Origin of the sequence: Phaeospirillum tilakii, from assembly GCF_042683125.1 — a bacterium.
In the GTDB taxonomy this organism is placed as follows: domain Bacteria; phylum Pseudomonadota; class Alphaproteobacteria; order Rhodospirillales; family Magnetospirillaceae; genus Phaeospirillum; species Phaeospirillum tilakii.
This window is the reverse complement of record NZ_JBHUIY010000047.1, coordinates 1-23,675: the sequence shown is the minus strand read 5'-3', so window position 1 is coordinate 23,675 and position 23,675 is coordinate 1. Positions and strand designations below refer to the sequence as shown.

General features: G+C 70.6%; 21 protein-coding genes and 1 tRNA gene. 12 read left to right on the top strand and 10 right to left on the bottom strand.

All coding sequences use genetic code 11. From position 1 onward, the window contains the following. From ACFSNB_RS16720 to modC, 4 genes are all read left to right on the top strand, one after another. Positions 1-1,658 (top strand): ATP-binding protein (locus tag ACFSNB_RS16720; RefSeq protein WP_377318645.1); only part of this gene is annotated, 1,658 nt, incomplete at its 5' end. Positions 1,659-1,825: 167 nt separating this feature from the next. Beyond that, positions 1,826-2,593, top strand: coding sequence for a molybdate ABC transporter substrate-binding protein (modA, locus tag ACFSNB_RS16715; protein ID WP_377318643.1), 768 nt, complete (start codon positions 1,826-1,828; stop codon positions 2,591-2,593). Positions 2,594-2,609: 16 nt separating this feature from the next. Continuing rightward, positions 2,610-3,314: a molybdate ABC transporter permease subunit gene (modB, locus tag ACFSNB_RS16710; protein WP_377318641.1), complete on the top strand. Its 705-nt coding sequence runs from the start codon at positions 2,610-2,612 to the stop codon at positions 3,312-3,314. A 7-nt stretch (positions 3,315-3,321) separates the two neighbouring features. Beyond that, the gene (gene modC / locus ACFSNB_RS16705) at positions 3,322-4,440 is read left to right on the top strand and encodes a molybdenum ABC transporter ATP-binding protein (protein ID WP_377318639.1); all 1,119 of its coding nucleotides are present in this window, start codon (positions 3,322-3,324) and stop codon (positions 4,438-4,440) included. A gap of 203 nt (positions 4,441-4,643) precedes the next feature. On the opposite strand, the gene ACFSNB_RS16700 is transcribed toward modC, so the two are convergent. The 4 genes from ACFSNB_RS16700 to ssb form a co-directional block, all read right to left on the bottom strand. Further along, positions 4,644-5,282 carry a sensor histidine kinase gene (locus tag ACFSNB_RS16700; RefSeq protein ID WP_377318637.1) on the bottom strand — a complete coding sequence of 213 codons (639 nt, stop codon included), beginning with the start codon at positions 5,280-5,282 and terminating at the stop codon, positions 4,644-4,646. A 130-nt stretch (positions 5,283-5,412) separates the two neighbouring features. Further along, a complete protein-coding gene (locus ACFSNB_RS16695) occupies positions 5,413-7,089 on the bottom strand; it encodes a methyl-accepting chemotaxis protein (RefSeq protein WP_377318635.1) in 1,677 nt (558 codons plus the stop codon). Between the two features lie 357 nt (positions 7,090-7,446). Beyond that, the gene (locus ACFSNB_RS16690) at positions 7,447-9,123 is read right to left on the bottom strand and encodes a methyl-accepting chemotaxis protein (protein WP_377318633.1); all 1,677 of its coding nucleotides are present in this window, start codon (positions 9,121-9,123) and stop codon (positions 7,447-7,449) included. A gap of 143 nt (positions 9,124-9,266) precedes the next feature. Beyond that, entirely contained in the window at positions 9,267-9,779 is a 513-nt protein-coding gene (ssb, locus tag ACFSNB_RS16685) for a single-stranded DNA-binding protein (protein ID WP_377318631.1), read from the bottom strand. Between the two features lie 313 nt (positions 9,780-10,092). Between ssb and gyrA the strand changes: the two genes are divergently transcribed. The 6 genes from gyrA (at position 10,093) to ACFSNB_RS16655 (ending at position 14,810) form a co-directional block, all read left to right on the top strand. Further along, entirely contained in the window at positions 10,093-12,783 is a 2,691-nt protein-coding gene (gyrA, locus tag ACFSNB_RS16680) for a DNA gyrase subunit A (protein WP_377318629.1), read from the top strand. Then, positions 12,780-13,292: a pantetheine-phosphate adenylyltransferase gene (gene coaD, locus ACFSNB_RS16675; RefSeq protein WP_377318627.1), complete on the top strand. Its 513-nt coding sequence runs from the start codon at positions 12,780-12,782 to the stop codon at positions 13,290-13,292. The genes gyrA and coaD overlap by 4 nt, the downstream gene beginning before the upstream one ends. A 15-nt stretch (positions 13,293-13,307) precedes the next feature. Continuing rightward, on the top strand, positions 13,308-13,802 hold the full coding sequence (locus ACFSNB_RS16670; RefSeq protein WP_377318625.1) for a peptidylprolyl isomerase: 495 nt from the start codon (positions 13,308-13,310) through the stop codon (positions 13,800-13,802). Positions 13,803-13,810: 8 nt separating this feature from the next. Beyond that, a complete protein-coding gene (locus ACFSNB_RS16665) occupies positions 13,811-14,365 on the top strand; it encodes a peptidylprolyl isomerase (RefSeq protein WP_377318623.1) in 555 nt (184 codons plus the stop codon). Positions 14,366-14,415: 50 nt separating this feature from the next. Further along, positions 14,416-14,491: transfer RNA gene (locus tag ACFSNB_RS16660), tRNA-Lys, on the top strand. Between the two features lie 124 nt (positions 14,492-14,615). Continuing rightward, on the top strand, positions 14,616-14,810 hold the full coding sequence (locus tag ACFSNB_RS16655; protein ID WP_377318621.1) for a hypothetical protein: 195 nt from the start codon (positions 14,616-14,618) through the stop codon (positions 14,808-14,810). 214 nt (positions 14,811-15,024) lie between these two features. Here the strand turns inward: ACFSNB_RS16655 and ACFSNB_RS16650 are convergent, their stop codons facing one another. The 6 genes from ACFSNB_RS16650 to efp all read right to left on the bottom strand — a co-directional run bounded on the left by ACFSNB_RS16650 (position 15,025) and on the right by efp (position 20,817). Further along, complete coding sequence (locus tag ACFSNB_RS16650) at positions 15,025-15,195, bottom strand: hypothetical protein (RefSeq protein ID WP_377318619.1); 171 nt, start codon at positions 15,193-15,195, stop codon at positions 15,025-15,027. A gap of 361 nt (positions 15,196-15,556) precedes the next feature. Beyond that, positions 15,557-16,600, bottom strand: coding sequence for a peptidoglycan -binding protein (locus tag ACFSNB_RS16645; protein WP_377318617.1), 1,044 nt, complete (start codon positions 16,598-16,600; stop codon positions 15,557-15,559). 15 nt (positions 16,601-16,615) lie between these two features. Continuing rightward, complete coding sequence (locus tag ACFSNB_RS16640; RefSeq protein ID WP_377318615.1) at positions 16,616-17,770, bottom strand: flagellar motor protein MotA; 1,155 nt, start codon at positions 17,768-17,770, stop codon at positions 16,616-16,618. Positions 17,771-17,855: 85 nt separating this feature from the next. Continuing rightward, a complete protein-coding gene (locus ACFSNB_RS16635) occupies positions 17,856-19,118 on the bottom strand; it encodes an OmpA family protein (RefSeq protein ID WP_377318613.1) in 1,263 nt (420 codons plus the stop codon). 180 nt (positions 19,119-19,298) lie between these two features. Continuing rightward, entirely contained in the window at positions 19,299-20,096 is a 798-nt protein-coding gene (locus ACFSNB_RS16630) for an inositol monophosphatase family protein (protein ID WP_377318611.1), read from the bottom strand. A gap of 154 nt (positions 20,097-20,250) precedes the next feature. Continuing rightward, positions 20,251-20,817 carry an elongation factor P gene (efp, locus tag ACFSNB_RS16625; RefSeq protein WP_377318609.1) on the bottom strand — a complete coding sequence of 189 codons (567 nt, stop codon included), beginning with the start codon at positions 20,815-20,817 and terminating at the stop codon, positions 20,251-20,253. 327 nt (positions 20,818-21,144) lie between these two features. Between efp and ACFSNB_RS16620 the strand changes: the two genes are divergently transcribed. Together ACFSNB_RS16620 and menD are read left to right on the top strand one after the other, a co-directional pair. Then, entirely contained in the window at positions 21,145-22,524 is a 1,380-nt protein-coding gene (locus ACFSNB_RS16620) for an isochorismate synthase (protein WP_377318607.1), read from the top strand. Further along, on the top strand, positions 22,517-23,675 hold a 1,159-nt coding region (gene menD, locus ACFSNB_RS16615), incomplete at its 3' end, for a 2-succinyl-5-enolpyruvyl-6-hydroxy-3-cyclohexene-1-carboxylic-acid synthase (protein ID WP_377318605.1). The genes ACFSNB_RS16620 and menD, both read left to right, overlap by 8 nt.

Sequence of the window (23,675 nt, the reverse complement as noted above, 5' to 3'; positions counted from 1 at the left end):
GCGCGGCGGCGCGGCCGGACCGGCGCGCCGGCGGCGGGCCCGCCCCGCCGCCGGGCCAGCCCCGGCCCAAGCTGCTGATCGTCGATGACCAGCCGGCCAACCTGATCGCCCTCAAGCATCTGCTGGCCAAGGTCGATGCCGAGGTGATCCCGGCCGCCTCGGGCAACGAGGCGCTGAAGCTGACCCTCAACCACGATTTCGCCCTGGCGCTGCTCGACGTGCAGATGCCCGAGATCGACGGGTTCGAGGTGGCCGAACTGCTGCGCGGCGAGGAACGCACCCGCGACCTGCCGATCATCTTCCTCACAGCCGCCCATCGCGATGCCGACCACCGCAGCCGGGGCTATGGCGCCGGGGCGGTCGATTACATCGAAAAGCCGATCGACGAGCCGGTGCTGCTGGCCAAGGTGCGGGTGTTCCTCGACCTTTATCGCGGTCAGGCCGAGCGCGACCGGCTGCTGCGGCTGCTGACCGAGGCCAACCGCAGCCTCAACCAGGAGATCGAGGCCCGCCGCCGCCGCGAGGCCGACGACCAGCGTCTCGCCGGCACCATCCTCGACGCGGTGGCCGAGGCGATCCTGGTCTGCGATGCCGCGGTACGGATCACAGCGGTCAATCCCGCCTTCACCCGCATCACCGGCTTCACCCCGCAGGAGGTGCAGGGCCGCACCCTGGCGCTGCTCGGCTCGGGCCGGCAGGGGCAGGATTTCTATGCCGCGATGTGGGAGGATCTGCGCCAGCAGGGCCGCTGGCAGGGCGAGGTGTGGAACCGGCGCAAGAGCGGCGAGATCTATCCGGTCTGGCTGTCGGCGGTGACGGTGCGGGGGGCCGACGGCGCGGTCGAGAAGGTCGTCGGCGTGTTCAGCGACATCACCCGCCGCAAGCAGGTCGAGCGCGACCTGCTCGGCGCCCGGGTCGCCGCCGAGCGGGCCAACCGGGCCAAGTCGGCCTTCCTCGCCAATCTCAGCCACGAGTTCCGCGCCCCGCTCAACGCCATCCTCGGCCTGTCCGAACTGCTGCTGATCGAGGGCGAGACCGCCGCCGCCGCCGCCCGGCGCGACTATGCCGCCAACATCCACGACCATGGCCGCCATCTGCTCGAACTGGTCAACGACCTGCTCGACCTGTCGAAGATCGAGGCCGGCAAATGGCCGCTCCATCCCGGCCTGTTCCCGCTGCGGCCGCTGGTCGAGGAATGCGTCCGGCTGATGCAGGTCGAGGCCGGCGGCGGCGGCATCGCCATCGCCGCCGCGCTGGAGAGCGCCCCGGCGGTGCTGATGGCCGATCAGCGCGCGGTGCGGCAATGCCTGTTCGCCCTGCTGTCGAACGCGATCCGCTATTCCCCCGCCGGCGGCACGGTGACGCTCGAGGTTGCCGCCGAGGGGACGATGACCCGCTTCCAGGTGATCGATCGCGGCGCCGGCATCCCGGCCGAGGCGATCCCCCGCCTGCTCAACCCGTTCGATCCCGACGACGAGCCCGCCGCCCGTTCCGGCCCGGGCGGCGCCGGCCCGGGCGGCGGCACCGGGCTCGGGCTGGCGGTGGTGCGCTCGCTGGTCGATCTGCATGGCGGGCGGATGCGGATCGACAGCGGCGAGGGGGCCGGCACCACCGTCACCCTGCTGCTGCCGACCGGCGGGGTCGCGCCGCCGGCCTGACCCGGGTGATCCCGGCGCCGGTCGTCCGGCCGCCGCGAATCGTGGTTCCTACCTATGGGCCAAAGCAAGGGGTCCCCTGCCTTCGGCGCGATGAGGAAAGGGCACGACAGCGTTATGGTCTTCGCCTATATAATGCTGATCCTCTAGCTCGCACGGAGACTTCTCCCATGGCTGGGACTCGCCTGATTGCCGCCCTGTTCGGCGTTTTTTTGACCTTTGCGACCCTTTCCGCTTCCGCCGCCGAGGTGCGCGTGTTCGCCGCCGCCTCGCTGACCAATGCCCTCAACGACATCGGCAAGCTCTATGAGCAGCGCACCGGCGACAAGCTGGTGGGCTCCTATGCCGCCTCGTCCGCCCTGGCCCGCCAGGTCGAGCAGGGGGCGCCGGCCGACATCTTCGCCTCGGCCGACCTCAAATGGATGGATTACATGGCCGAGCACAAGCTGATCGACCCGCAGAGCCGGTTCAATCTGCTCGGCAACGATCTGGTGCTGGTCGCCCCGGCCAATTCGCCGCTCGACAAGATCGAGATCACCGCCACCACCGATCTCGCCGCTTTGGCCGGCGAGGGCCACATCGCCACCGGCAACCCGGATTCGGTCCCGGTCGGGCTGTATTTCAAGCAGGCGATGGAGCGTTCGGGCCAGTGGGCCAAGGTCGCGCCGAAGGTGGCCGGGGCCGACAGCGTCCGCGCCGCGCTGACCCTGGTCGAACGCGGCGAGGCGCCGATCGGCGTGGTCTATGCCACCGACGCGGCGGTGTCGGCCAAGGTCAAGGTGATCGGGGTGTTCCCCGCCACCCTGCATGACCCGATCGTCTATCCCTTCGCCGCGATCGCCGGGGCCAAGGGCGAGGTGACCAAGCCGTTCCTCGACTTCCTGCGCAGCCCCGAGGCCCGGGGCGTGTTCGTCCGCTATGGCTTCAGGGTCAACTGACCGGGAGGGGATCGGGATGGATCCCGCCTGGTTCGTTCTGACCCCGCTCGAACGCGAGGCCCTGGCGCTGTCCCTGCTGGTTTCCGGCTGGGCGGTGGTGGGGTCTCTGCCGTTCGGGGTCCTGTTCGCCTGGCTGCTGGCCCGGCGCGATTTCCCCGGCAAGAGCCTGCTCGACGGGGTGATCCACCTGCCGCTGGTGCTGCCGCCGGTGGTGGTCGGCTATGCCCTGCTGGTGCTGTTCGGCCGGCGCGGGGTGATCGGGGCGGCCCTGTACGACTGGTTCGGCGTCACCGTCGCCTTCACCTGGAAGGGGGCGGCGATCGCCTCGGCGGTGGTGGCGTTCCCGCTGATGGTCCGCGCCATCCGCCTTGCCCTCGAAGGGGTCGATCGCCGGCTGGAGCAGGCGGCCCGCACCCTCGGCTGCGGGCCGGTCCGCACCTTTTTCGTGGTGACGCTGCCGCTGGCGGCGCCCGGGCTGCTGGCCGGGGTGATCCTGGCCTTCGCCCGCTCGCTGTCGGAATTCGGCGCCACCATCACCTTCGTGTCCAACATTCCGGGCGAGACCCGCACCCTGCCGATCGCGCTCTATGCGCTGACCCAGGTCCCGGGCGGCGACGCGCCGGCCTTCCGGCTGTGCGTGATCTCGGTGGTGGTGGCGTTCGCCGCGCTGCTGGCCTCGGAAATCCTCGCCCGGCGGGTGCGGGAACGGATCGGGAGCTGACCGGCCGATGCTCGAAATCGACGTGCGGCGCCGCCAGGGCGCCTTCACCCTGGAAATGGGCTTCACCGCCGGCTCGGGGGTCAGCGCGCTGTTCGGCCGCTCGGGCTCGGGCAAGACCTCGCTGGTCAACATGGTCGCCGGCCTCGCCCGGCCCGACCGGGGCCGCATCGTCATCGACGGCCGGGTGCTGTTCGATGCCGCCGCCGGGGTCGATCTGCCGCCCGAGGCCCGCCGGGTCGGCTATGTGTTCCAGGAACACCGGCTGTTTCCCCATCTGTCGGTGCGGCAGAACCTCTGTTTCGGCCGCGACATGCTGCCGGCGGCCGAGCGGACGGTGTCGTTCGATCACGTCGTCGCCGTGCTGGGGATCGAGCCGCTGCTGGCGCGCCGGCCGTCCGGCCTGTCGGGCGGCGAGAAGCAGCGGGTGGCGATCGGCCGCGCCCTGCTCGCCGCGCCGCGCCTGCTGCTGATGGACGAGCCGCTGGCCTCGCTCGACGGCGGGCGCAAGAACGAGCTGCTGCCCTTCATCGCCGGCCTGTCGCGCCAGTTCACCATCCCGATCCTCTATGTCAGCCACTCGATGGACGAGGTGCTGCGCCTCGCCGATACCCTGGTGCTGGTCGAGGACGGACGGGTGGCGGCGATCGGTCCGGTCGAGGAGGTGCTGTCCTCCCCCCGCCATGTCGGCCTGACCGGACAGGGCGACGTCGGCGCGGTGCTGGCCGCCACCCTGCTCGACAGCGACCCCCGCTTTGGCATCAGCCGGCTCGGCTTCGCCGGCGGGGTGCTGAAGGTCAACCTGATCGACCGCCCGAGCGGAACCCCGGTGCGGGTGCGGATCCACGCCCACGATATCGCCATCGGCCGCAATCCGGTCGGCGGCCTCAGCGTGCGCAATCAACTGGCGGCAACCGTCCGCTCGGTGTCGGCGTTCGACGATACCCAGGTCGATGTGATGCTCGATTGCGGCGGCGCGACCCTGTGGTCGCGCATCACCGGCGAGGCCCAGGCCGAACTCGCCCTCGCCCCGGGACAGCAGGTCACCGCCCTGATCAAAACCCTCACCATCGCCCGCGGCGACGTCGCCGACCGGCCCAACCGCTCGTCCGGCGCCTTGCCCGGCTGAACTGGCTCGTATCTATCGGGTTTCAGGGTGATGTGGGCTCCGCCCACCCCCGCCAAGGGCCGCAAGGCCCTTGGATCCCATTGATGGTCGGGTGCGGAGTGGCCTTTCAGCTTGGGCGCGGGGGCTTGCCGCGCGAAGGGCAAGGAAGGGGTTCCAAGGGCCTTGCGGCCCTTGGCGGGGGCGGGCGGAGCCCGCGCAATTCCTCAGCCGGCGAGCGAGGCGTTGAGCAGGCAGGGCAAAGCGGGGCCGCCCTGACGGCCGACCGAGCGGGCGAGGCGGCGGAACAGCGAGTCCGGCGCCCGGCACAACTGGCCGGGCGGGGGCAGCACCTCGATCCGGCCGTTGCCTTCGGTCAGGATCCGCAGGTCGAGGCGGCGGGTGGCGATGTTGGGGTCGCGCAGGCGCCGTTCGGCCTGATCGAGGTGGGACAGCAGGCCGGACAGCGAGTGGGCGGGCGGGGAGTCAAGGCCGAGATTGTCATGCACCAGCGCCTGGGTGATCGCCGCCGACAGGTCCCGTTCGATCCGGCGCCGCTGGTCGAGCCGGGACGTGCCGGAGCGTCGCGCCAGCGATTCGGCGATCAGGCCGGTGAGGTCAAGCCGCCACGCGCTGCGGGTGGTCAGCGACAGCACCAGGCCGCCCTCCCGCGCCGAGGCCTGCAACAGGCTCTCGATCTGGTCGCGGTGGGGCAGACCCTCGCATTCGAAGAAGCCGCAATAGGGAGCCGAAAGACCCGACCGCACCGCCTCCTCGCTGGCGGGGCCGATCAGCAGGGTGCCGCCTCCCGCCGTCACCGGCCAGGGAGGGGGGGCGCTGGCATCGCAATAAGGATCGACCCGCATGTTCTCCTCCTCTTGGCAGAAGGGGGAGGTTTGCCTCCCTCCCAATGTCAAGGGGGACTATACCAAGATCATATCACCTAGGCTAGAGAAATATCTCGGGCCGGCACCCGATCGGCAGGGGCGGCGCGCCTCAGCCGTTCACCGCCTCGATGAAGGCGGTGACCTCGCCGTCGAGCCGGTGCGATTGCGCCGCCAGGGCCTGCGAGGCGGCCAGCACCGCGCCCGAAGTGTCGCCGACCTCGGCCACCGCCCGGGTCAGGGCGTCGAGCGAGGCGGTGGCCTGCCGGGTGACGTCGGCCGCCTCGCGCATGTTGCGGGAAATCGCCCCGGTCGCGGCCTGCTGCTGTTCGACCGCGCTGGCGATGGTGGCGCCGGCGGCGTCGATCCGGGTGATGGTGGCGCCGATCGAGCGGATCGCCGCCACCGCTTCCCCGGTGGCGCTCTGCACCGCCGCGATCTGGCTGGTGATTTCCTCGGTGGCGCGCGCGGTCTGGTTGGCCAGCCCCTTGACCTCGCCCGCCACCACGGCGAAGCCCTTGCCGGCCTCGCCGGCCCGCGCCGCCTCGATGGTGGCGTTCAGCGCCAGCAAATTGGTCTGGGCGGCGATGTCGTTGATCAGATGAACCACGTCGTCGATCCGGGTCACCGCCCCGGCCAGCCCCTGCACCAGCCGGTCGGAGCGTTCGGCCTCGCTGACCGCCTGCGAGGTCATCGTCGCCGAACCGCGCACCTGCCGGCCGATCTCCTCGATCGAGGCGGTCAACTGGCCGGTGGCGGCGGCGGCCTCCTCGACGGTGATCGAGGTCCGCTGCGCCGCCTCGGCCACCGCCGTGGTCTGGCTGGCGGCGCGGTCGGCCACCCCGGTCAGGGTCGTCGCCGCCGTCTCCAGCCCGTCGGCCGAGCTGGCGATCGCGTCCGACACCTGCTTGACGCTGGCCTCGAACCGTTCGGCCATCCGCCGCGATTCGGTCCGCCGCTCGGCCTCGGCCTCGACCTTGCCGCTTTCGCGGGCCGCGCGCAGGCCGGCGGCCTCGCGCGCCGCGTCGCGCAGGGTGCGGATCGAGCGGGCCAGCATGCCGATCTCGTCGCCGCGCTCGGTCTCGGTCACCTCGCTGGCGTAATCCTCGCGGGCGAGGCGGTCGGTGATCGCGCTGAGGCGGTGCAGCGGCCGCGACACATGGCGGGCGATCAGCCAGGCCAGCAGGGTGGCGCCGACCGCGATCGCCAGCACGATCGCGGCGAAGCGCCACGCCACGGTGGCGAACTCGTCCTCGATGTCGTCGATCGCCACCGCGGTGCCGATCATCCAGCCCCAGGGGGCGAACATCTGCGAATAGGAGCTGAGGCGGACCGCCTTGTCGGTGCCGGGGCGCTTGAAATGGTAGAACAGCGCGCCGCCGCCGGCCTGGGCCACCTCGATCATCCGCTTCATGTAGGGCAGGCCGTTGGTGTCGGTGATGCCAAGAACGCTTTTGCCCTCGCGCTCCGGCCGGCCGGGGCTGAGCAGACAAAGCCCGTCCTCGGTATAGATGAAGATGTAGTTGTTCTTGTCGAACCGCACGGTGCGCAGCATCTCGCGCACCTGGGTCTGCGCCTCCTCGCGCCCGATCTCGCCCTTCTGCACCCGGTCATGGGCGGTCCGGACCACGTCCTTGGCGAAATCGGTCATGCTGTGCAGTTTGGCGATGCGGTCGTCGATCATCTTGTGATGCAGGAAGTACATTCCCGCGCCCGCCACCAGCGTGAAACCAAAGATGTTGATGGCGACGACAACCATCATCTTGTGGAAAATACCGACCTTCGCCATCTCTCGCCATCATTCAATGAATTGTCACGGTACCATAGCGTCCCCCGCCGCGAGGATCAAATACACAGAAGAGGATTCTGATGGCCATCTTTGGGGTAATTTGCGGGTGTTCCGATCCGGTCGATGGGTCCGGCAAGGGGAGGGGAGGGAGATGACCATCCGTTTTTGAAGAGGATGGCTGGCTTTTTCCCGCTTAAAGAGACGTTGGGGCCGGGGCGGACGCACGCGGGGGACGCGGCGGTGGGCGGTGCCGTCTCATCGCCGCAAACGAAAATAATTTGATGGATATTTGCCGTTGTTTATGCGGGCTTCGCCCGGACCGCCCCGCTCCCCCCGGAGAGGGGCGGGGCGGCAGGGTCAGCCGCGAACGGTGTCGAGGAAGGCGGCGACCTCGCCGTCGAGCCGGGTGGATTGCTCGGTCAGGGTCCGCGAGGCGGCCAGCACCCCGCCCGAGGTCTTGCCGACATCGGCCACCGCCATCGCCAACTGGTCGAGATATTCGGTCACCTCGCGGGTGCCGGTCGCCGCCCGCTGGATGTTGCTGGAGATGTCGGCGGTGGCGGCGTGCTGCTGATCGACCGCGGCGGAAATCGCGGTGCCGATCTGGCTGAGATCGTCGATGGTGCCGGCGATGGCGCGGATCGCCGTCACCGCCTCGCCGGTGGCGCTCTGCACCGCCGCGATCTGGCTGGCGATTTCCTCGGTGGCGCGGCCGGTCTGGTTGGCGAGGCTCTTGACCTCGTTGGCGACCACGGCAAAGCCCTTGCCGGCCTCGCCGGCCCGCGCCGCCTCGATGGTGGCGTTGAGGGCCAAAAGATTGGTCTGGGCGGCGATGTCGTTGATCAGCTTGACCACGTCGTCGATCCGGGTCACCGCCCCGGCCAGCCCCTGCACCAGTTGGTCGGAGCGGTCGGCCTGCTCGACCGCCTGGGCCGAGATCGCCGCCGAGGCCCGCACCTGCCGGCTGATCTCGGCGATCGAGGCGGACAGTTCCTCGGCGGCGGCGGCGACCGTCTGCACCGTGGTCGAGGCCTCGTCGGCGGCGCCGGCGACGTCGGCGGCCTGGGCCGAGGTCCGCTCGGTGACGGTGGTCAGGCTTTCCGCCGCCTGATGCATCTGCCGCGCCGAGGCGGTGATCACGTCCGACACCTGCTTGACGCTGGCCTCGAAGCCGTCGGCCATCATCCGCGCCGCCGCGCGCTGGCTTTCCTCGTGATCGCGCCGGGTGCGGTCCTGGGCGTCGCGCATCCGGTCGGCCTCGCGGGCGGCGTCGCGCAGGGTGCGGATCGCCCCGGCCAGGGTGCCGATCTCGTCGCCGCGCCGGTCCTCGTCGATCTCGACCTCATAATCGCGCGCCGCCAGCCGGGTGGTGGCCCCGGTCAGCCGCCGCAGCGGCCCGGCGATCCGGCGGGCGATCGTCCCCACCAGCCCGACCACCAGCACGGTGATCCCCAGCACGATGGCGAGGAATTTCAGCGCGGCGACGCGGAACTCGGCCTCGATGTCGTCGATCGACACCGCGGTGCCGACCATCCAGCCCCACGGCGCGAACCATTGGGCATAGGACACCTTCGGCAGCACCTCGGTCGAGCCGGCGCGGGAGAAGCGGTAGAACACCGGCCCGCCGCCGGCGCGGCCGACCTCGATCATCCGCTGGATGAAGGGCAGGCCGTCGGCGTCCTTGATCCCGAGGGCGTTCTTGCCCTCGCGCTCGGCGCGGCCGGGGCTGAGTTCGCAGGTGCCGTCGCCGGCATAGATGAACAGATATTCGCCGCCGTCATAACGCAGGGCCCGCAGCCGGTCGCGCACCAGCGCCTGACCCGCCGCCAGGTCGATCTCGCCCCGGGCGACCCGGTCCGCCTGTTCCTGCAACAGGCCGCGGGCGAGGTCGGTGACGCCGCGCAGCTTGGCGATGCGCGCCTCGATCATCGTCCCGTGCAGGAAGGTCAGGCCGACCGCCGCCACCAGCAGGAAGCCGACCACGCTGGCGGCGACGACGACCATCAGTTTTCCGGAAATCCCGAGTTTCGCCATCCGCATTTCCCTATCCCCTTTTTTCCCGGCCCTGCCCGGCCCGATGCGTGAACCCCAAAAAGACAGGGACGGGCGCCCCCTTCGGAGCGTCCCGTCCCGCCGCATTCACCGTCGTGCCGCCGCCGTGGCGACGGCCCCATCCGTCAGAACGGGATCTCGTCGTCGAGATCGGCCGGCGGTTCCCAGCTCTGGCCGCCGCCCGAGGCCGGGCGGCCGCCGCCCTGGGACGGGCGCGGCGCCGGATCGTCGTAACCGCCGCCGCTGCCGCCGCCATAGCCGCCGCCACCGCCCGCGCCGCCGCCGTCGCGGCCGCCGAGCAGGGTCAGCTCACCCTTGAAGCGCCCGATCACCACCTCGGTGGTGTAACGCTCGGCGCCGGACTGGTCGGTCCATTTGCGGGTCTGCAACGCGCCCTCGACATAGACCGAACTGCCCTTGCGCAGATAGCGCTCGGCGACGTCGCCGAGATTGGGATTGAAGATCACCACCCGGTGCCACTCGGTCTTTTCCTTGCGCTCGCCGCTCTGGCGATCCTTCCAGCTTTCCGAGGTGGCGATGTTGAGGGTGACGATCTTGCCGCCGTCCTGGGCGGTGCGGACCTCGGGGTCGCGCCCGAGATTGCCGACCAGAATGACCTTGTTGACGCTGCCTGCCATGGCGCTTGCTTTCCCGCGATGTGTTTCCAGGGGCGGCGAAATGTAGACCAGTCCGGCGGGCGGGGAAAGGGGGGTTGCCATCCCCGCCGGCCCGGCCGGGGGCGGCCACGCTTTTCGTCAATGAAATCAGCGAAGGGTGCGCGGGGCGGCGGCGGGGCGCCTTCCGCCGCCCGGGGGCAATTCCGGCCGGTTGTTCGCCCTTCGGATATCTGCTAGCGTGCCGCACCGGAACCGCCCCGATCGCCGCACGCCCTCCGTGCCGGTGCCGGGGTGTTCGTGCCCGCTGACCGGCGCAACCGATGGGAATCGATCCTTGACCCCCCCTGCTGCCTCGACCCCGTTCGACATCACCCCGGTGACCATCGAAGACGAAATGAAGCGGTCCTATCTCGATTACGCCATGAGCGTGATCGTCAGCCGGGCCCTTCCCGACGTCCGCGATGGCCTCAAGCCGGTGCATCGCCGCATCCTGTTCGCGATGAAGGAGGCGGGGTACGACCATACCAAGCCGTTCCGCAAATCGGCCCGCATCGTCGGCGACGTGATGGGTAAATATCACCCCCACGGCGACGCCGCGATCTACGACGCCATGGTGCGGATGGCGCAGGCCTTCTCGATGCGCCTGACCCTGATCGACGGTCAGGGCAATTTCGGCTCGATGGACGGCGATCCGCCGGCGGCGATGCGTTACACCGAGGCCCGCCTCGCCCGCTCGTCGCACGCGCTGCTGGAAGACATCGACAAGGACACCGTCAACTTCCAGGCCAATTACGACGAATCCTCGTTCGAGCCGACCGTGCTGCCGGCGCGGTTCCCCAACCTGCTGGTCAACGGCGCCGGCGGCATCGCCGTCGGCATGGCCACCAACATCCCGCCCCACAATCTGGGCGAGGTGATCGACGCCTGCTGCGCCTATATCGACGATCCGGCGATCGGCCCCGACCGGCTGATGGAGCTGGTGCCCGGCCCCGACTTCCCCACCGGCGGCACCATTCTCGGCCGCGCCGGGATCCGCGCCGCCCAGTTGACCGGGCGCGGCTCGGTGATCCTGCGCGCCCGCACCCACATCGAGGAAATCCGCAAGGACCGCGAGGCGATCGTGGTCACCGAGATGCCGTACCAGATCAACAAGGCGCGGATGCTCGAACAGATCGCCGAACTGGTGCGCGACAAGAAGCTTGAGGGCATCGCCGACCTGCGCGACGAATCCGACCGCGACGGGGTGCGGGTGGTGATCGAGCTGAAGCGCGACGCCATCGCCGATGTGGTGCTGGCCCAGCTCTACCGTTTCACCCCGCTCCAGACCAGTTTCGGTGTCAACTGTCTCGCCCTCAACGGCGGCAAGCCGGAGATGATGAGCCTCAAGGACATCATCGCCGCCTTCGTCGCCTTCCGCGAGGAGGTGATCACCCGCCGCACCATCTTCGAGCTGGGCAAGGCGCGCGACCGCGCCCACGTGTTGGCCGGCCTCGCCATCGCGGTGGCCAACATCGACGAGGTGATCCGGCTGATCCGCGCCGCGCCCGATCCGGCCACCGCCCGCGAGCAGCTGATGGCCCGCGCCTGGCCGGTCGGCGACGTCGAACCGCTGATCCGCCTGATCGACGAGCCCGGCCGCGAGATCGTCGATGGCACCTGCCGGCTGTCGGAGATCCAGGCCCGCGCCATCCTCGATCTGCGCCTGCACCGCCTGACCGGGCTGGAGCGCGACAAGATCGGCGGCGAACTGCACGAGATCGGCGCCCAGATCGAGGAATATCTGGCGATCCTCGCCTCGCACGCCCGCCGGCTCGAGGTGATGCGCGGCGAGCTGATCGCGGTGCGCGAGGAATTCGCCACCCCGCGCCGCACCACCATCGAGGAGGCCGAGTTCGAGGCCGACATCGAGGACCTGATCGCCCGCGAGGACATGGTCGTCACCGTCACCAACACCGGCTACATCAAGCGGGTGCCGCTGTCGGCCTATCGCGCCCAGAAGCGCGGCGGCAAGGGCCGCTCCGGCATGGCGGTCAAGCAGGAAGACTTCCTCAATCAGGTGTTCGTCGCCAACACCCATGCCCCGGTGCTGTTCTTCTCCTCGGCCGGCAAGGCCTACAAGCTGAAGGTCTACCGGCTGCCGCTCGGCACGCCGCAGGCGCGCGGCAAGGCGATGGTCAACCTGCTGCCGCTCGAAGAGAACGAGACGATCAGCACGGTGATGCCGCTGCCCGAGGACGAGGCTGGCTGGGCCGACCTGCACGTGATGTTCGCCACCTCGCGCGGCGACGTCCGCCGCAACCTGCTGTCCGACTTCACCGAGGTCCGCGCCAACGGCAAGATCGCGATGAAGCTGGGCGAGGACGAGCGGCTGATCTCGGTCCAGACCTGCGCCGCCGAGCGCGACGACGTGCTGCTGGCCACCCGGATGGGCAAGGCGATCCGCTTCGCCGTCGATGAGGTGCGCGAGTTCAAGGGGCGCGATTCGACCGGCGTGCGCGGCATCCGGCTGGAGGACGGCGACGAGGTGATCTCGATGTCGATCCTGACCCACGTCGATTACGATGCCGAGACCCGCGACGCCTATGCCCGGAGCGAGCTGCCCGAGGAGCAGATGGCGCGGATGCGGGCCGAGGAGCAGTTCATCCTCACCGTCACCGAGAACGGCTTCGGCAAGCGCACCTCGGCCTATGAATACCGCATCACCGGCCGGGGCGGCTCGGGCATCGCCAACATCGACCTCACCGCCAAGACCGGCCCGGTGGTCGCCTCGTTCCCGATCGGCGACGAGGACGAGATCATGCTGGTCAGCGACGGCGGCAAGCTGATCCGGATGCCGGTGTTCGACATCCGCATCGCCGGGCGGCGGACCCAGGGCGTCACCCTGCTGCGCACCGCCGAGGGCGAGCGGGTGGTGTCGGCGGCGCGGCTGTGCGACCTTGGCGGCGGGGCCGGCGAGGAGGAGGGCGGCGACGAGGCCGCCGACGAGGATGTGGGGAATGCCGACGGGGGAGGAGACGCGGCATGAGCATGCGGGTCGGCCTGTATCCCGGAACCTTCGATCCGGTGACCAACGGCCATCTCGACATCGTCGCCCGGGCCGCCCGGCTGGTCGATCACCTGATCGTCGCGGTGGCGGTCAATGCCGGCAAGGGGCCGCTGTTCTCGCTGGAGGAGCGGGTCGAGATCGTCAGCGCCGAGATGGCCGACCTGTCGGCCCAGATCGGCACCGCGATCGAGGTGCGGGCGTTCGACTCGCTGTTGATGAATTTCTGCCGCGAATGCGGTGCCAACCTGATCGTGCGCGGTCTGCGCGCGGTGTCCGACTTCGAATACGAGTTTCAGATGGCGGGGATGAATGCCCGCCTCGATCCCGACATCGAGACCATCTTTCTGATGGCGTCGGAGCGTTGCCAGTTCATTTCCTCGCGGTTCGTGAAGGAAATCGGGCGCCTGGGCGGCGACATTTCACAATTCGTCAGTCCGGCGGTAAAGTCGCGGCTGGTGGCCAAGTTCGGCCTGGGGGACCGGCCGTGATCAGGGGAGGAAGGGGTGGACAGCGACAACGTTCTGTATCTCGAGTTGAAGACTGGGCGGGTGGTGATCGAGTTGCGGCCCGATCTTGCGCCCAATCATGTCGCCCGGATCAAGGAACTGGTGCGGGACAAGTTCTATGACGGCCTGAAGTTCCACCGGGTGATCGAGGGCTTCATGGCCCAGACCGGCTGCCCCAAGGGCAACGGCACCGGTGGTTCGGGCCAGAAGCTGAAGGCCGAGTTCTCGCCGACCGAGAAGCATCTGCGCGGCACCTGCTCGATGGCCCGCGCCCATGCCGAGGACAGCGCGGATTCGCAGTTCTTCATCATGTTCGAGCCGGCGCCGCATCTCGACGGCAAATACACCATCTGGGGTCAGGTGGTCGAAGGCATCGAGCATGTCGATCAGATCAAGAAGGGCAGCGTGCTGCGCAACGGCAACGTCGATGCGCCCGACACCATCCTGTCGCTGCGGGTCGCCGCCGACGTCGATTCCGCTCCCGCCTCGTGAGGAGAAGCATGACCAAGCTGTTTCGCCGCCTGACCGCGGCCCTGGCGCTGCTGCTGGCGACGGCCACCGCGCCGGCCTTTGCCGGGGCGCCCGACGACACCCTGCTGCTTGATCTGCCCACCGGCACGGTGACGATCGAGCTGCGCCCCGATCTGGCGCCGCATCACATCGCCCGGATCAAGGAGCTGGTGCGCAAGGGCTTCTATGACGGCACGCCGTTCCATCGGGTGATCCCGGGCTTCATGGCCCAGGGCGGTGACCCGACCGGCACCGGCACCGGCGGTTCGGGGGTGAAGCTGAAGGCCGAGTTCTCGGGCGAGCCGTTCGTGCGCGGCGTGGTCGGGATGGCGCGGGCCAACAGCCCGGACAGTGCGGATTCGCAATTCTTCATCATGACCGGCTCGGCGCCCAGCCTCAACGGCCGCTATACCGTGATCGGCACGGTGACGGACGGGATGAATCTGGTGGACCGGATCAAGCAGGGCGATCCGGCCGACAATGGCGTGGTGATCAACCCCGACAAGCTGGTCCGGGCGCGAATCCAGGCCGACGTCAAGAAGTAGGGCATTGACGGCGGGCGCTCCTCTGCATAAGGTGAGCGCCCTTTCGATGGGGGCCCGTAGCTCAGTCGGTAGAGCAAGCGACTTTTAATCGAGAGGTCCCGGGTTCGAGTCCCGGCGGGCCCACCAATCCAACGCCCCGGAAACCCACGGTTTCCGGGGCTTGTGATTCTGGGCGATCCTGCTCAAAATCAGCCCGGGTGGCTTTTGGGGGGCCCATCGGGATCAAATGGGTTCGGATGGAAAACACGGCATGGCAACCAAGGCCGATCTGATCGAGGTCAAGACCGAACTGAAGGGCGGTGTCCGCGAAACCGAGCTTCGGCTGGAGGCGCGGATTGCCGAAGTGAAGGCGGATCTGACCAAGACCATTCTCGGTGCTGTCGTGCTCAACAGCGTGGTGGTGCTTGGCGCGATGTTCGGACTGGCCAAGCTGCTCGGGCATTAAGTCCGCCACAAATCCCGCGATCATCAAATGGATCCAAGGGCCGGTGGCCCTTGGCGGGTGTGGGCAGCGCCCACGTCCGTATGCATTATGCGACAAAGGCTATTTCACCAACCTCGATAACGGACGAACCGGACCAAACCCGCCGCCGAAAGCTTGGCAAAGGGGAGGGGGCAAGATCCGGGCCGGCCTTCGGCATTCTCCGGATCCTCACGGATCAGCGGTCATCGCGTCTGACTTCGATCTCCCCCCGGCCGGTTACCACCGCGATCAGCAGCGCCAGCGGCACTGCGACCGCGAGGGCCAGGAACAGGCCGGCCAGGAAGAACAGCAGCAGCCCGACGACGACGCCCGCGACCAGACCGCCCAGGATCGCTTGAGGTTTCATCTCGTCGCTCCACTCATCTTCGGAGTGCCGGTGGGGCTGCCACCCCACCCGGCGTCTCTTCCCTCTTGATCTTCAAGGTCACGGTAAAACCGAGGACCCGGAAGCTGAGGCGGAGGGAGAAGATTTCGTCCATCTTTTCCTCTCCAGTGGCGGGGAGGCGGCCGATCCGCCTCACCCCCCCCGACCATCGATGGGATCCAAGGGCCTTGCGGCCCTTGGCGGGTGTGGGCAGCGCCCACGTCTTTCTTTGAAAACGCCACATTATGCGACAATGGTGATTCACCGCACCCAATAACGAACAACCCGACCCCCCCCACCGCCGAAAGCTCGGCAAAGGGAAGGGCGCAAGGTTCGGGCCAAGTCAACGCTGGTCGAAGCGCAGCTCGATCCGGCGGTTGCGGGCGTAGGCGGCATCGCTGTCGGCCGGGTCGATCGGCTGGAACTCGCCGAAGCCGGCGGCGGCGAGGCGGTCGCTGGGGATGCCGGCGGCGGCCAGCGCCCGCAGCACGGTGATCGCCCGCGCGGTCGACAGTTCCCAGTTGGAGGGGAAGCGGGGCGAGGTGATCGGGCGGCGGTCGGTGTGGCCGTCGATCCGCAGCACCCAATTGACCCCGGGCGGGATCTCGGCGATCACCTCCTTGAGGGTGGCGGCGAGGCGGCGGACGTCCTCGGCCCCCTGCGGTCCCAGTTCGGCCGAGGCGGTCGGGAACAGCAGTTCCGACTGGAACACGAAGCGGTCGCCCTCGATGCGGATGCCGGGGCGGTTGCCCAGCACCTTGCGCAGCCGGCCGAAGAAGTCCGAGCGGTATTTCTGCAATTCCTCGACCTTGCCGGCCAGCGCGGCGTTGAGCCGCTTGCCGAGGTCGGCGATCTGTACCTTCTGCGTCTTGTCCTGGGCCTCGGAGGCTTCGAGCGCGGCCAGCACCCGGGCCAGCTCCTGGCGGGTCGCCTCCAGTTGGCGGTTCAACTGGGCCAGTTGGGCGTTGGCCTCGGCCGACAGCTTGCGCTCGTTGGCGAGATCCTGCTCGCCGGCGGCGATTTTGCCTTCCAGCTCGCCCCGGGCGGCGAGGGCGGCGGCGAGGCTCTGTTCCAGCCCGGCGGCATGGGCGGCGAGGCGGTCGCTTTCGGCCTTGCTGGCGGCGAGGTCGGCCTGGAGCCGGGCCAGATCGGATTTCAGGGTCTGGTTGTCGGCGATCTGGAGGTTGAGCCGTTCGGTCAGCCCGGCCAGTTCGGCGCCGAGGCGGTCGAGCGCCTTCTGCTGGCCGGACAGGGTCTGGCCGAGGAAATACTGGGCCAGCACGAACACCATCAGCACGAACACCACCACCATCAGCAGCGTCGCCAGGGCATCGACGAAGCCGGGCCAGATGTCGAGGGTGCGGCGGGGGCGGCGGGCGAGCGGCATGGCGGGGCGGCCGGCCTAGCGGTCCGGGCTGGTGTCGGCCAGCGCGGCGATGGTGCGGGCCAGCAGGCGCAGTTCGGCGCGGAATTCGGCCACCAGCTCCTGCCGGCTGGCGACGGTTTCCTCGACCAGCCGCTTCATCGAGCCGTCGATGGCGCGGATATGGCCCCGGGTCGGGTCGTCGAGCCCGCCGCCGGGGCTCGCGCCCTCGGCGAGGCGGGCGAGCAGGGCGCGGGTTTCGAGCTGGCCCTCGCCCAGCTTCAGCAGCAGCGCCTGTTCCGCCCGCATGTGGTCGTTGAGGGTCGAGAGCTTGTCGGCCAACTGGGTGATCGCGGTGGCGACGCCGCCGCGATTGTCCTCGCCGCGGGCGAGGCCGCGCTGGACCTGATCGAGGCTGTCGGCGGTCTGCTCCAGCAGGGCCTGGATGTAGGCCGGCACCGAGGCGCCGCCGCTGTCCTCGCCGCCGCCGATCCGGCCGCTGGCGCCGAGCCGGGTCTGGCCGGCCAGCCATTCCTCGAGGTCGTTGTAGAAGGCGTTCTGGGCCTGCCCGGCGCTGAGGTCGAGGAAGCCGAGCGCCAGCGAGCCGGCGAGGCCGAACAGCGAGGTCGAGAAGGCGGTGCCCATCCCGCTCAGCGGCTGCCCCAGCCCGGCCTTGAGCCGTTCGAACGCCGCCGAGGGATCGGTGCCGGCGCCGGCGGTCAGCGAGCCGATCACCTCGCCGATCGAGCCGACGGTGCGCGACAGCCCCCAGAAGGTGCCGAGCAGGCCGAGGAAGATCATCAGCCCGACCAGATAGCGCGACAGGTCGCGCTGTTCGTCGAGCCGGGCGGCGATCGAATCCAGCACCGAGCGCAGCGCCATCGCCGACAGGTTCATCCGGTCGGGGCGTTCGCCCAGCATCCGCGCCATCGGCGCCAGCAGCCGCAGCCGCCCGCCCGACAGCGCCGGCTGACCGCGCCGCCAGGAATCGAGCCAGTCGATTTCGGGCGACAGCATCAGCACCTGCCGGAAATTCAGCACCACGCCGATCAGGAACACCCCGCACAGCAGGCCGTTGAGGGCGGGGTTGTGGGCGAAGGCCAGCATCAGCCCGTCGCGCAGCATCACCACCAGCACCGCCACCGCGATCAGGAAGGCCGCCATGCGATAGAGGAAACGATTGGGTCGGGTCATCGGTCAGCGCCTCGGGGACTGGCGGGGAAAAGCCGGCGCGGCCAGGGTCGGAAGCGAATGTGGCCGTTCGATGGCGGCAGGCGCGTCAGCGCCGCAGCAGCATGGTGTCGACCCGGTCGGGCGGGCCGGATTCGACCTTGTTGCCGAGCGCCCGCACCTCGATCCGGGTCGAGGGCACGCCCATTTCCATCAGGAACTTGCGGACCTCCAGCGCGCGCGACAGCGACAGCCGCCGCGCCTTGCTGGCGTTGGCCTCGTCGCCGGCGGCGTAGGCCAGCACCTGAAGCCAGGCCTGCTCGTCGCCCTGCATCCGCTGCGCCAGCTTTTCCAGCGCGGCGCGGGCGCTTTCCGACAGGTTGGCGCTGTCCACCCCGAACGGCAGGGTCAGGGTGTCGCCCTTGCGCGCCGCCGGCTGCGGCGGCGGCAGCGCGGCGATCACCGCCGGGGCCGGGGTCGGGGCCGGCGGAACCGCCGCCACCGGGGCCGGCGCCGTTACCGGGGCCGGGGCGGGCGCGGGAGAGGGCAGGGCGGCCGGCTTGGCAACCTCGGTCGGGGCCGGCTTGACCGGTTCGGGCGCCTTGACCGGTTCGGGTTTGACCGGGGCCGGTTCGGCCTTGGCCGTCACCGTCGGCTTGGCGGCTTCGGCCGGCGGCGCGGCCGGGGCGGGGGCCGCCGGCTGTGGTTTGGCGGGGGCGGCCTTGACCGGTTCGGGCGCCTTGACCGGTTCGGGTTTGACCGGGATCGGTTCGGCCTTGGCCGGCTCGGGCTTGGGCTCGGCCGCCTTGGGCGGCGGGGCGATGCTCGGCACCTCGACCTTGGGCAGGGCGACCACCGGCGCAGCCGCCTTGGCCGGGGCCGGCGCGGCGGGCTTGGCCGGCTCGTCGACACGCGGGGTGGCCGGGACGGCGGCCGGGGGATTGGGCGCAAAGCTGACCGCGCCGCCGGCAGCGCCGGATCCCCCCGGGGCGGCCGGCGGGCGGGTCGCGGTGGCGGCGGTGTGGGACGGGACAGCCTGGGACGGGGCGGGATGGGGGCGGGCGGCGGCGACGGTCTTGGCCTTGGCCTTCGGGTGGGGGCGGCGGGTGGCCGTCCGGGTCGCCGGACGCGCGGCGCGGGCATGGTGGGGCGCCGGCGCCGCCTCGGGCAGCACCAGCGGCGGCAGGCCGGCGGCGCGGGAATAGAGGTCGGGCAGGGTGGGTTCGCGGCCGAGCCGGTCGAGCACGTCGTAATTGACGATGACGTCGGACGTGGGCCGGTCGCCGATGACGATCTGGGCCTCGGCCGGAGCGGCGACGGCGAGCAGCAGGCCGCCCACCATCAGAAATACCCGCCTGCCCTCTGCACTCATCGGCTCGGCCCCCTGGGATGCCCCACAACGAACGGCGGCAAGAGTATCCGAAGCCCTGCCCGACCACAAGTCACGGGTCGGAAAGGCGGAAATCCGCCCGGGCCGGCCGAAAGGCTCCGCCTCTCGGCGCTCTCCGCGAAGGGCCCGAGGCCCTTCGAACCCCTTGGCGGGAGGGACCCGTCAGGGGTTGGCGGCGCGCAGCAGGCGCAGCAGCGGGACGTGGAGATGGTCGTTGCCGGCGACGACCTGACCATTGTCGAGCATCCGGGTGCCGCCCTGGTAGTCGGTGACGTAGCCGCCGGCCTCGCGCACCAGGACGATGCCGGCGGCGATGTCCCACGGCTTGATCCCGCATTCCCAGTAGCCGTCACAGCGGCCCGAGGCGACGTAGGCGAGGTCGAGCGCGGCCGAGCCGAAGCGGCGGACACCGGCGACATGCTTCATCACCGCGCCCAGTTCGCGCAGGAACGGCTCGTGCCCGTCGCGGCCATGGAAGGGGATGCCGGTGGCGAGCACCGCGTCTTCCATCTTGCGGCGGGCGGAGACGCGCAGGCGGCGTTCGTTGAGGAAGGCGCCGGCGCCCTTTTCGGCATGGTACATCTCGTCGCCGAGCGGCTGATAGACCACCCCGGCGATCAGCTCGCCGTCACGCTCCAGCGCGATCGAGATGCAGAAATTGGGGATGCCGTGCAGGAAGTTGGTGGTGCCGTCGATCGGATCGATGATCCAGCGGTGGCTCTTGTCCTCGCCGGCGATCTCGCCATCCTCCTCGAGCAGGAAGCCGAAGCCGGGGCGGGCCTTCTTCAGTTCCTGACGCAGGGTCTTCTCGACCTTGAGGTCGGCCGAGCTGACGAAATCCGACGGCCCCTTGCGCGACACCTGGAGGTTTTCGACCTCGCCGAAATCGCGCAACAGCGACCGCGCCGCCTTGCGCGCGGCGCCCATCATCACGTTGAGCAGGGCGGAACGAACCATCACGGCGGGGGGTATCCTTCGATCTTGATCGGTCGGGGGGCGCGGGGACGCGCCCGAAAAAGCGGAAGGCGGAGGTCCGGGGACAACCGGCTCCGCCTTGGGGGCGCCACCGCCGCCGCCGTCCGCGCGGGACGGGGGCGGGGCGGCGGCGCGGGCCTCAGCCCTTGAAACGCTCGACGTAGGTGCAGTCGGCGGTGGCGACGACGATCTTCTCGCCGGCGGCGAGGAACGGCGGCACCAGGATCTTCAGGCCGTTTTCGAGCTTGGCCGGCTTGTAGGAGGAGGAGGCGGTCTGCCCCTTGACCACCGGGTCGGCTTCGGTGACGGTCATCACCACCTTTTCCGGCAGGGTGACGGAAACCGGGCTGCCCTCGACGAAATCGACGGTGACCGCCATGCCGTCCTGGAGGAAGGCGGCGGATTCGCCGAGCAGGTCGGCCGGAACGGTGAACTGCTCGTAGGTTTCCTGTTCCATGAAGGTCAGGTGGTCGGCGTCGCCGAACAGGAAGGTGCAGTCCTTTTCCTCGACCGAACACTTTTCGACGGTGTCGGCGGTGCGCCAGCGCTCGTTGGTCTTGGTGCCGGTCCGCAGATCGCGCATCTCGACGGCGATGAACGCGCCACCCTTGCCGGGCTGAATGATCTGGATGTTCAGCACGGAGAACTGCCGGCCGTTATGTTCGAGAATGTTGCCGGGACGAATCAGGTTGGCATTGATCTTCATGGTCGGTCCAAGGGGATGGGAAATCAGCGGCGGACCCTATCAGCTTGCCCCCCCGAAGGCAACCACGACGCTTCACCGCCGGCCCGGGCGCGGCGGATCCCCCCGGGATCCCCGTGGCCCCGGCACCGGGGCGCGCCCGGCTTTTTTCTGCTGTCATCCTCGGGAGTTGACCCCGGTCACGGCGCGTTGCTATCTCTAAACCGTGACGTTGATGGCCCCGATCGCCGCCGACGGGCGGCCCGTGACGGACCCGCGCGGCAAGGCGCGGCGGGGAGCCTGTTCCTTTTCCCATGTTCCTTTCCAATGACGGGTACGAAGGTGACGCAGATGGCGATGCCGTCCCAGCGCGGTGAGGCGCGGCTGTCGGCCGGGGGCGGGACGGCCGCCGGGCTGGCGGCCAATCTGGTGCGGCGGATCGACCGGCTGGCGCTGCCCGAGGCGGCGCTGGTCAGCGTCACCCTGGCCGTGCCCGAACTGGCCGGGCTGACCCGGCTGCCGGCGATGGCCGATCCCTGGTCGTGGCAGCGGCCGAGCGAGGGGCTGGCGCTGATCGCCTGGGGCTGTGCCCACAGCGTCGCGCCGGCCGACACCGCCGGGCTGGCGGCGGCCTATCACGGGCTCGACTGGGCCCATCTCGACGCCGACGCGGGCGGGGCCGAGCCGGTGGCGTTCCTCGGCCATGGCTTCGGCGGTCCCGACGCGCTCGATTTCCCCCCGGCGCTGCTGCGGGTGCCGCTGCTGGTGCTGCGGCGGCGGGGCGAACGCTGCGAGCTGATCCTCAGCCATCGCGGCGGGGTGGCCCCGGCGCGGATCCGCGCCGCCTGGGGCGAGGCGCTGGAGGATTTCGCCCAGGCGCTGGCGGCGCCGCCGCTGGCGGCGGTGCCGGTGCTGCCGCGCCGGGTCGAGGAGATTCCCTCGCCCGCGCTCTATCGCCAGCGGGTGCGGGCGGCGACCCAGGCGATCGCCGCCGGGCGGCTGGAAAAGGTGGTGCTGTCGCGGCGGATCCTGGTCGAGGCCAGCCGGCCGCTGCGACCCGAGCGACTGGTCGAGGCGCTGGTCGAGCGGCATCCCTCCTGCGCGATCCTGACCGCCGGTGTCGACGGGCGGACGCTGGTGGCGGCCAGCCCGGAGCGGCTGGTGGCCTGCCAGGGCCGCGATGTCGGCTCCTACGCCCTGGCCGGCACCGCCCCGAGCGATCCGGCCGACCCGTTCCTGGGGGGACGGCTGCTGAGCGGGGCCAAGGACCGCCACGAGCACCGCCTGGTGGTCGAGTGGATTTCCGAGGCGCTGGGCGGGCTGTGCGAGACCCTCGACGTCCCGGCCGCGCCGCGCCGGATGGGGCTGGGCCGGCTCGAACATCTGTGGACGCCGATCACCGGCCGGCTCAAGCCCGGCGCCGGGCTGTTGCAGGCGGCGGCGCGGCTGCATCCGACCCCGGCGGTGGCCGGGCTGCCGCTGGCCGAGGCCCGCGCCGTGCTGGCCGAGTTGGGCGAGACCCGCGCCGGCTGGTACAGCGGCGCGTTCGGCTGGATCGACCGGGCCGGCGACGGCGAGATGGCGGTGGTGCTGCGCTGTGCCGTGCTCGACGGCGATCGTGCCCTGCTGTCGGCCGGGGGCGGCATCGTCGCCGCCTCGGAGCCCGAGGCTGAATTCGCCGAGACCGAACTGAAGCTCGGCATCATGCTGGAAGGGTTGCGGCGTGCCTGAGACCCTGCCGTCTGCCGGCGGCCTTGCCGCCATGCCGTCCCCCAGCGGCTTTGCCGCCATGCCGTCCCCCAGCGGCTTTGCCGCCCTGCCGTCCCCCGGCGGCATCACGGCCGCCTGGGCCGCCGCGCTGATCGACGGGCTGGCCCGCGCCGGGGCGACCGACGCGGTGCTGTCGCCCGGCTCGCGTTCGACCCCGCTGACCCTGGCCTGTCTGCGCCATCCCGGCCTCGCCTGCCGGATGCTGCTCGACGAGCGCGCCGCCGGTTTCTATGCCCTCGGGCTGGCGCGGGCGACCGGGCGGCCGGTGCTGCTGGTCTGCACCTCGGGCTCGGCGGTGGCCAACTGGCATCCGGCGGTGGCCGAGGCCGACGCGGCGCGGCTGCCGCTGATCCTGCTCAGCGCCGACCGTCCGCCCGAATTGCAGGATTGCGGCGCCAACCAGACCCTCGACCAGCGCACGATGTTCGGATCCCAGGTCCGCGCCGTCCACACCCTGCCGCCGGCCGAGCCGGAAGCCGGCTGGCTGGCGGCGCTGGCGGCGCGCGCGGTCAGCCAGAGCCGCTGGCCGCTGCCCGGCCCGGTCCAGATCAACGTCCCCCTGCGCGAGCCGCTGCTGGCGGCGCCGGACGATCCGCCCCCCGCCGCGCCCGCCGTGCCGCCGCTGGTGGCGCTGCCGCGCCTTGCCCCCGACCCGGCCGCATTGGCCGAGCTGGCCCGCCGTTGCGCCGGCCGGCGCGGGGTGATCGTCGCCGGGGCCGAGCCGCTGCCGGCCGCGCCGCTGGTGGCGCTGGCGGCGGCGCTCGACTGGCCGATCCTGGCCGAGCCGCTGTCCGGCCTGCGCTGGGGAGGCCATGACCGCTCCCGCGTCATCGCCCGCGCCGGGCTGATCCTGCGCGGCGCCTGTCCGCCGGCCGAGATCGTGCTGCGTTTCGGCGCCTTTCCGGTGGTCAAGGCGGTCGGGCAGTGGCTCGGCCGTGCCGCCGAACAGATCGTGGTCAGCCCCGACAGCCGCTGGCCCGATCCGGCCCGCGCCGCCGCGCTGCTGCTGCATGCCGATCCCGCCCTGCTGGCCGAGGCGCTGGCCGCCGCCGCCCCGGCGCCGGCCCCGGCCGCCCCGCTGGCCGGCTGGCGCGCGGCCGAGGCCGGCGTGG

Bases quoted from the DNA above. Each gene is read 5' to 3' on its own strand.
- modA (WP_377318643.1), top strand. From the start codon at position 1,826: ATGGCTGGGACTCGCCTGATTGCCGCCCTGTTCGGCGTTTTTTTGACC.
- modB (WP_377318641.1), top strand. From the start codon at position 2,610: ATGGATCCCGCCTGGTTCGTTCTGACCCCGCTCGAACGCGAGGCCCTG.
- modC (WP_377318639.1), top strand. From the start codon at position 3,322: ATGCTCGAAATCGACGTGCGGCGCCGCCAGGGCGCCTTCACCCTGGAA.
- ACFSNB_RS16700 (WP_377318637.1), bottom strand. From the start codon at position 5,282: ATGCGGGTCGATCCTTATTGCGATGCCAGCGCCCCCCCTCCCTGGCCG.
- ACFSNB_RS16695 (WP_377318635.1), bottom strand. From the start codon at position 7,089: ATGGCGAAGGTCGGTATTTTCCACAAGATGATGGTTGTCGTCGCCATC.
- ACFSNB_RS16690 (WP_377318633.1), bottom strand. From the start codon at position 9,123: ATGGCGAAACTCGGGATTTCCGGAAAACTGATGGTCGTCGTCGCCGCC.
- ssb (WP_377318631.1), bottom strand. From the start codon at position 9,779: ATGGCAGGCAGCGTCAACAAGGTCATTCTGGTCGGCAATCTCGGGCGC.
- coaD (WP_377318627.1), top strand. From the start codon at position 12,780: ATGAGCATGCGGGTCGGCCTGTATCCCGGAACCTTCGATCCGGTGACC.
- ACFSNB_RS16665 (WP_377318623.1), top strand. From the start codon at position 13,811: ATGACCAAGCTGTTTCGCCGCCTGACCGCGGCCCTGGCGCTGCTGCTG.
- ACFSNB_RS16655 (WP_377318621.1), top strand. From the start codon at position 14,616: ATGGCAACCAAGGCCGATCTGATCGAGGTCAAGACCGAACTGAAGGGC.
- ACFSNB_RS16650 (WP_377318619.1), bottom strand. From the start codon at position 15,195: ATGAAACCTCAAGCGATCCTGGGCGGTCTGGTCGCGGGCGTCGTCGTC.
- ACFSNB_RS16645 (WP_377318617.1), bottom strand. From the start codon at position 16,600: ATGCCGCTCGCCCGCCGCCCCCGCCGCACCCTCGACATCTGGCCCGGC.
- ACFSNB_RS16640 (WP_377318615.1), bottom strand. From the start codon at position 17,770: ATGACCCGACCCAATCGTTTCCTCTATCGCATGGCGGCCTTCCTGATC.
- ACFSNB_RS16635 (WP_377318613.1), bottom strand. From the start codon at position 19,118: ATGAGTGCAGAGGGCAGGCGGGTATTTCTGATGGTGGGCGGCCTGCTG.
- efp (WP_377318609.1), bottom strand. From the start codon at position 20,817: ATGAAGATCAATGCCAACCTGATTCGTCCCGGCAACATTCTCGAACAT.
- ACFSNB_RS16620 (WP_377318607.1), top strand. From the start codon at position 21,145: ATGGCGATGCCGTCCCAGCGCGGTGAGGCGCGGCTGTCGGCCGGGGGC.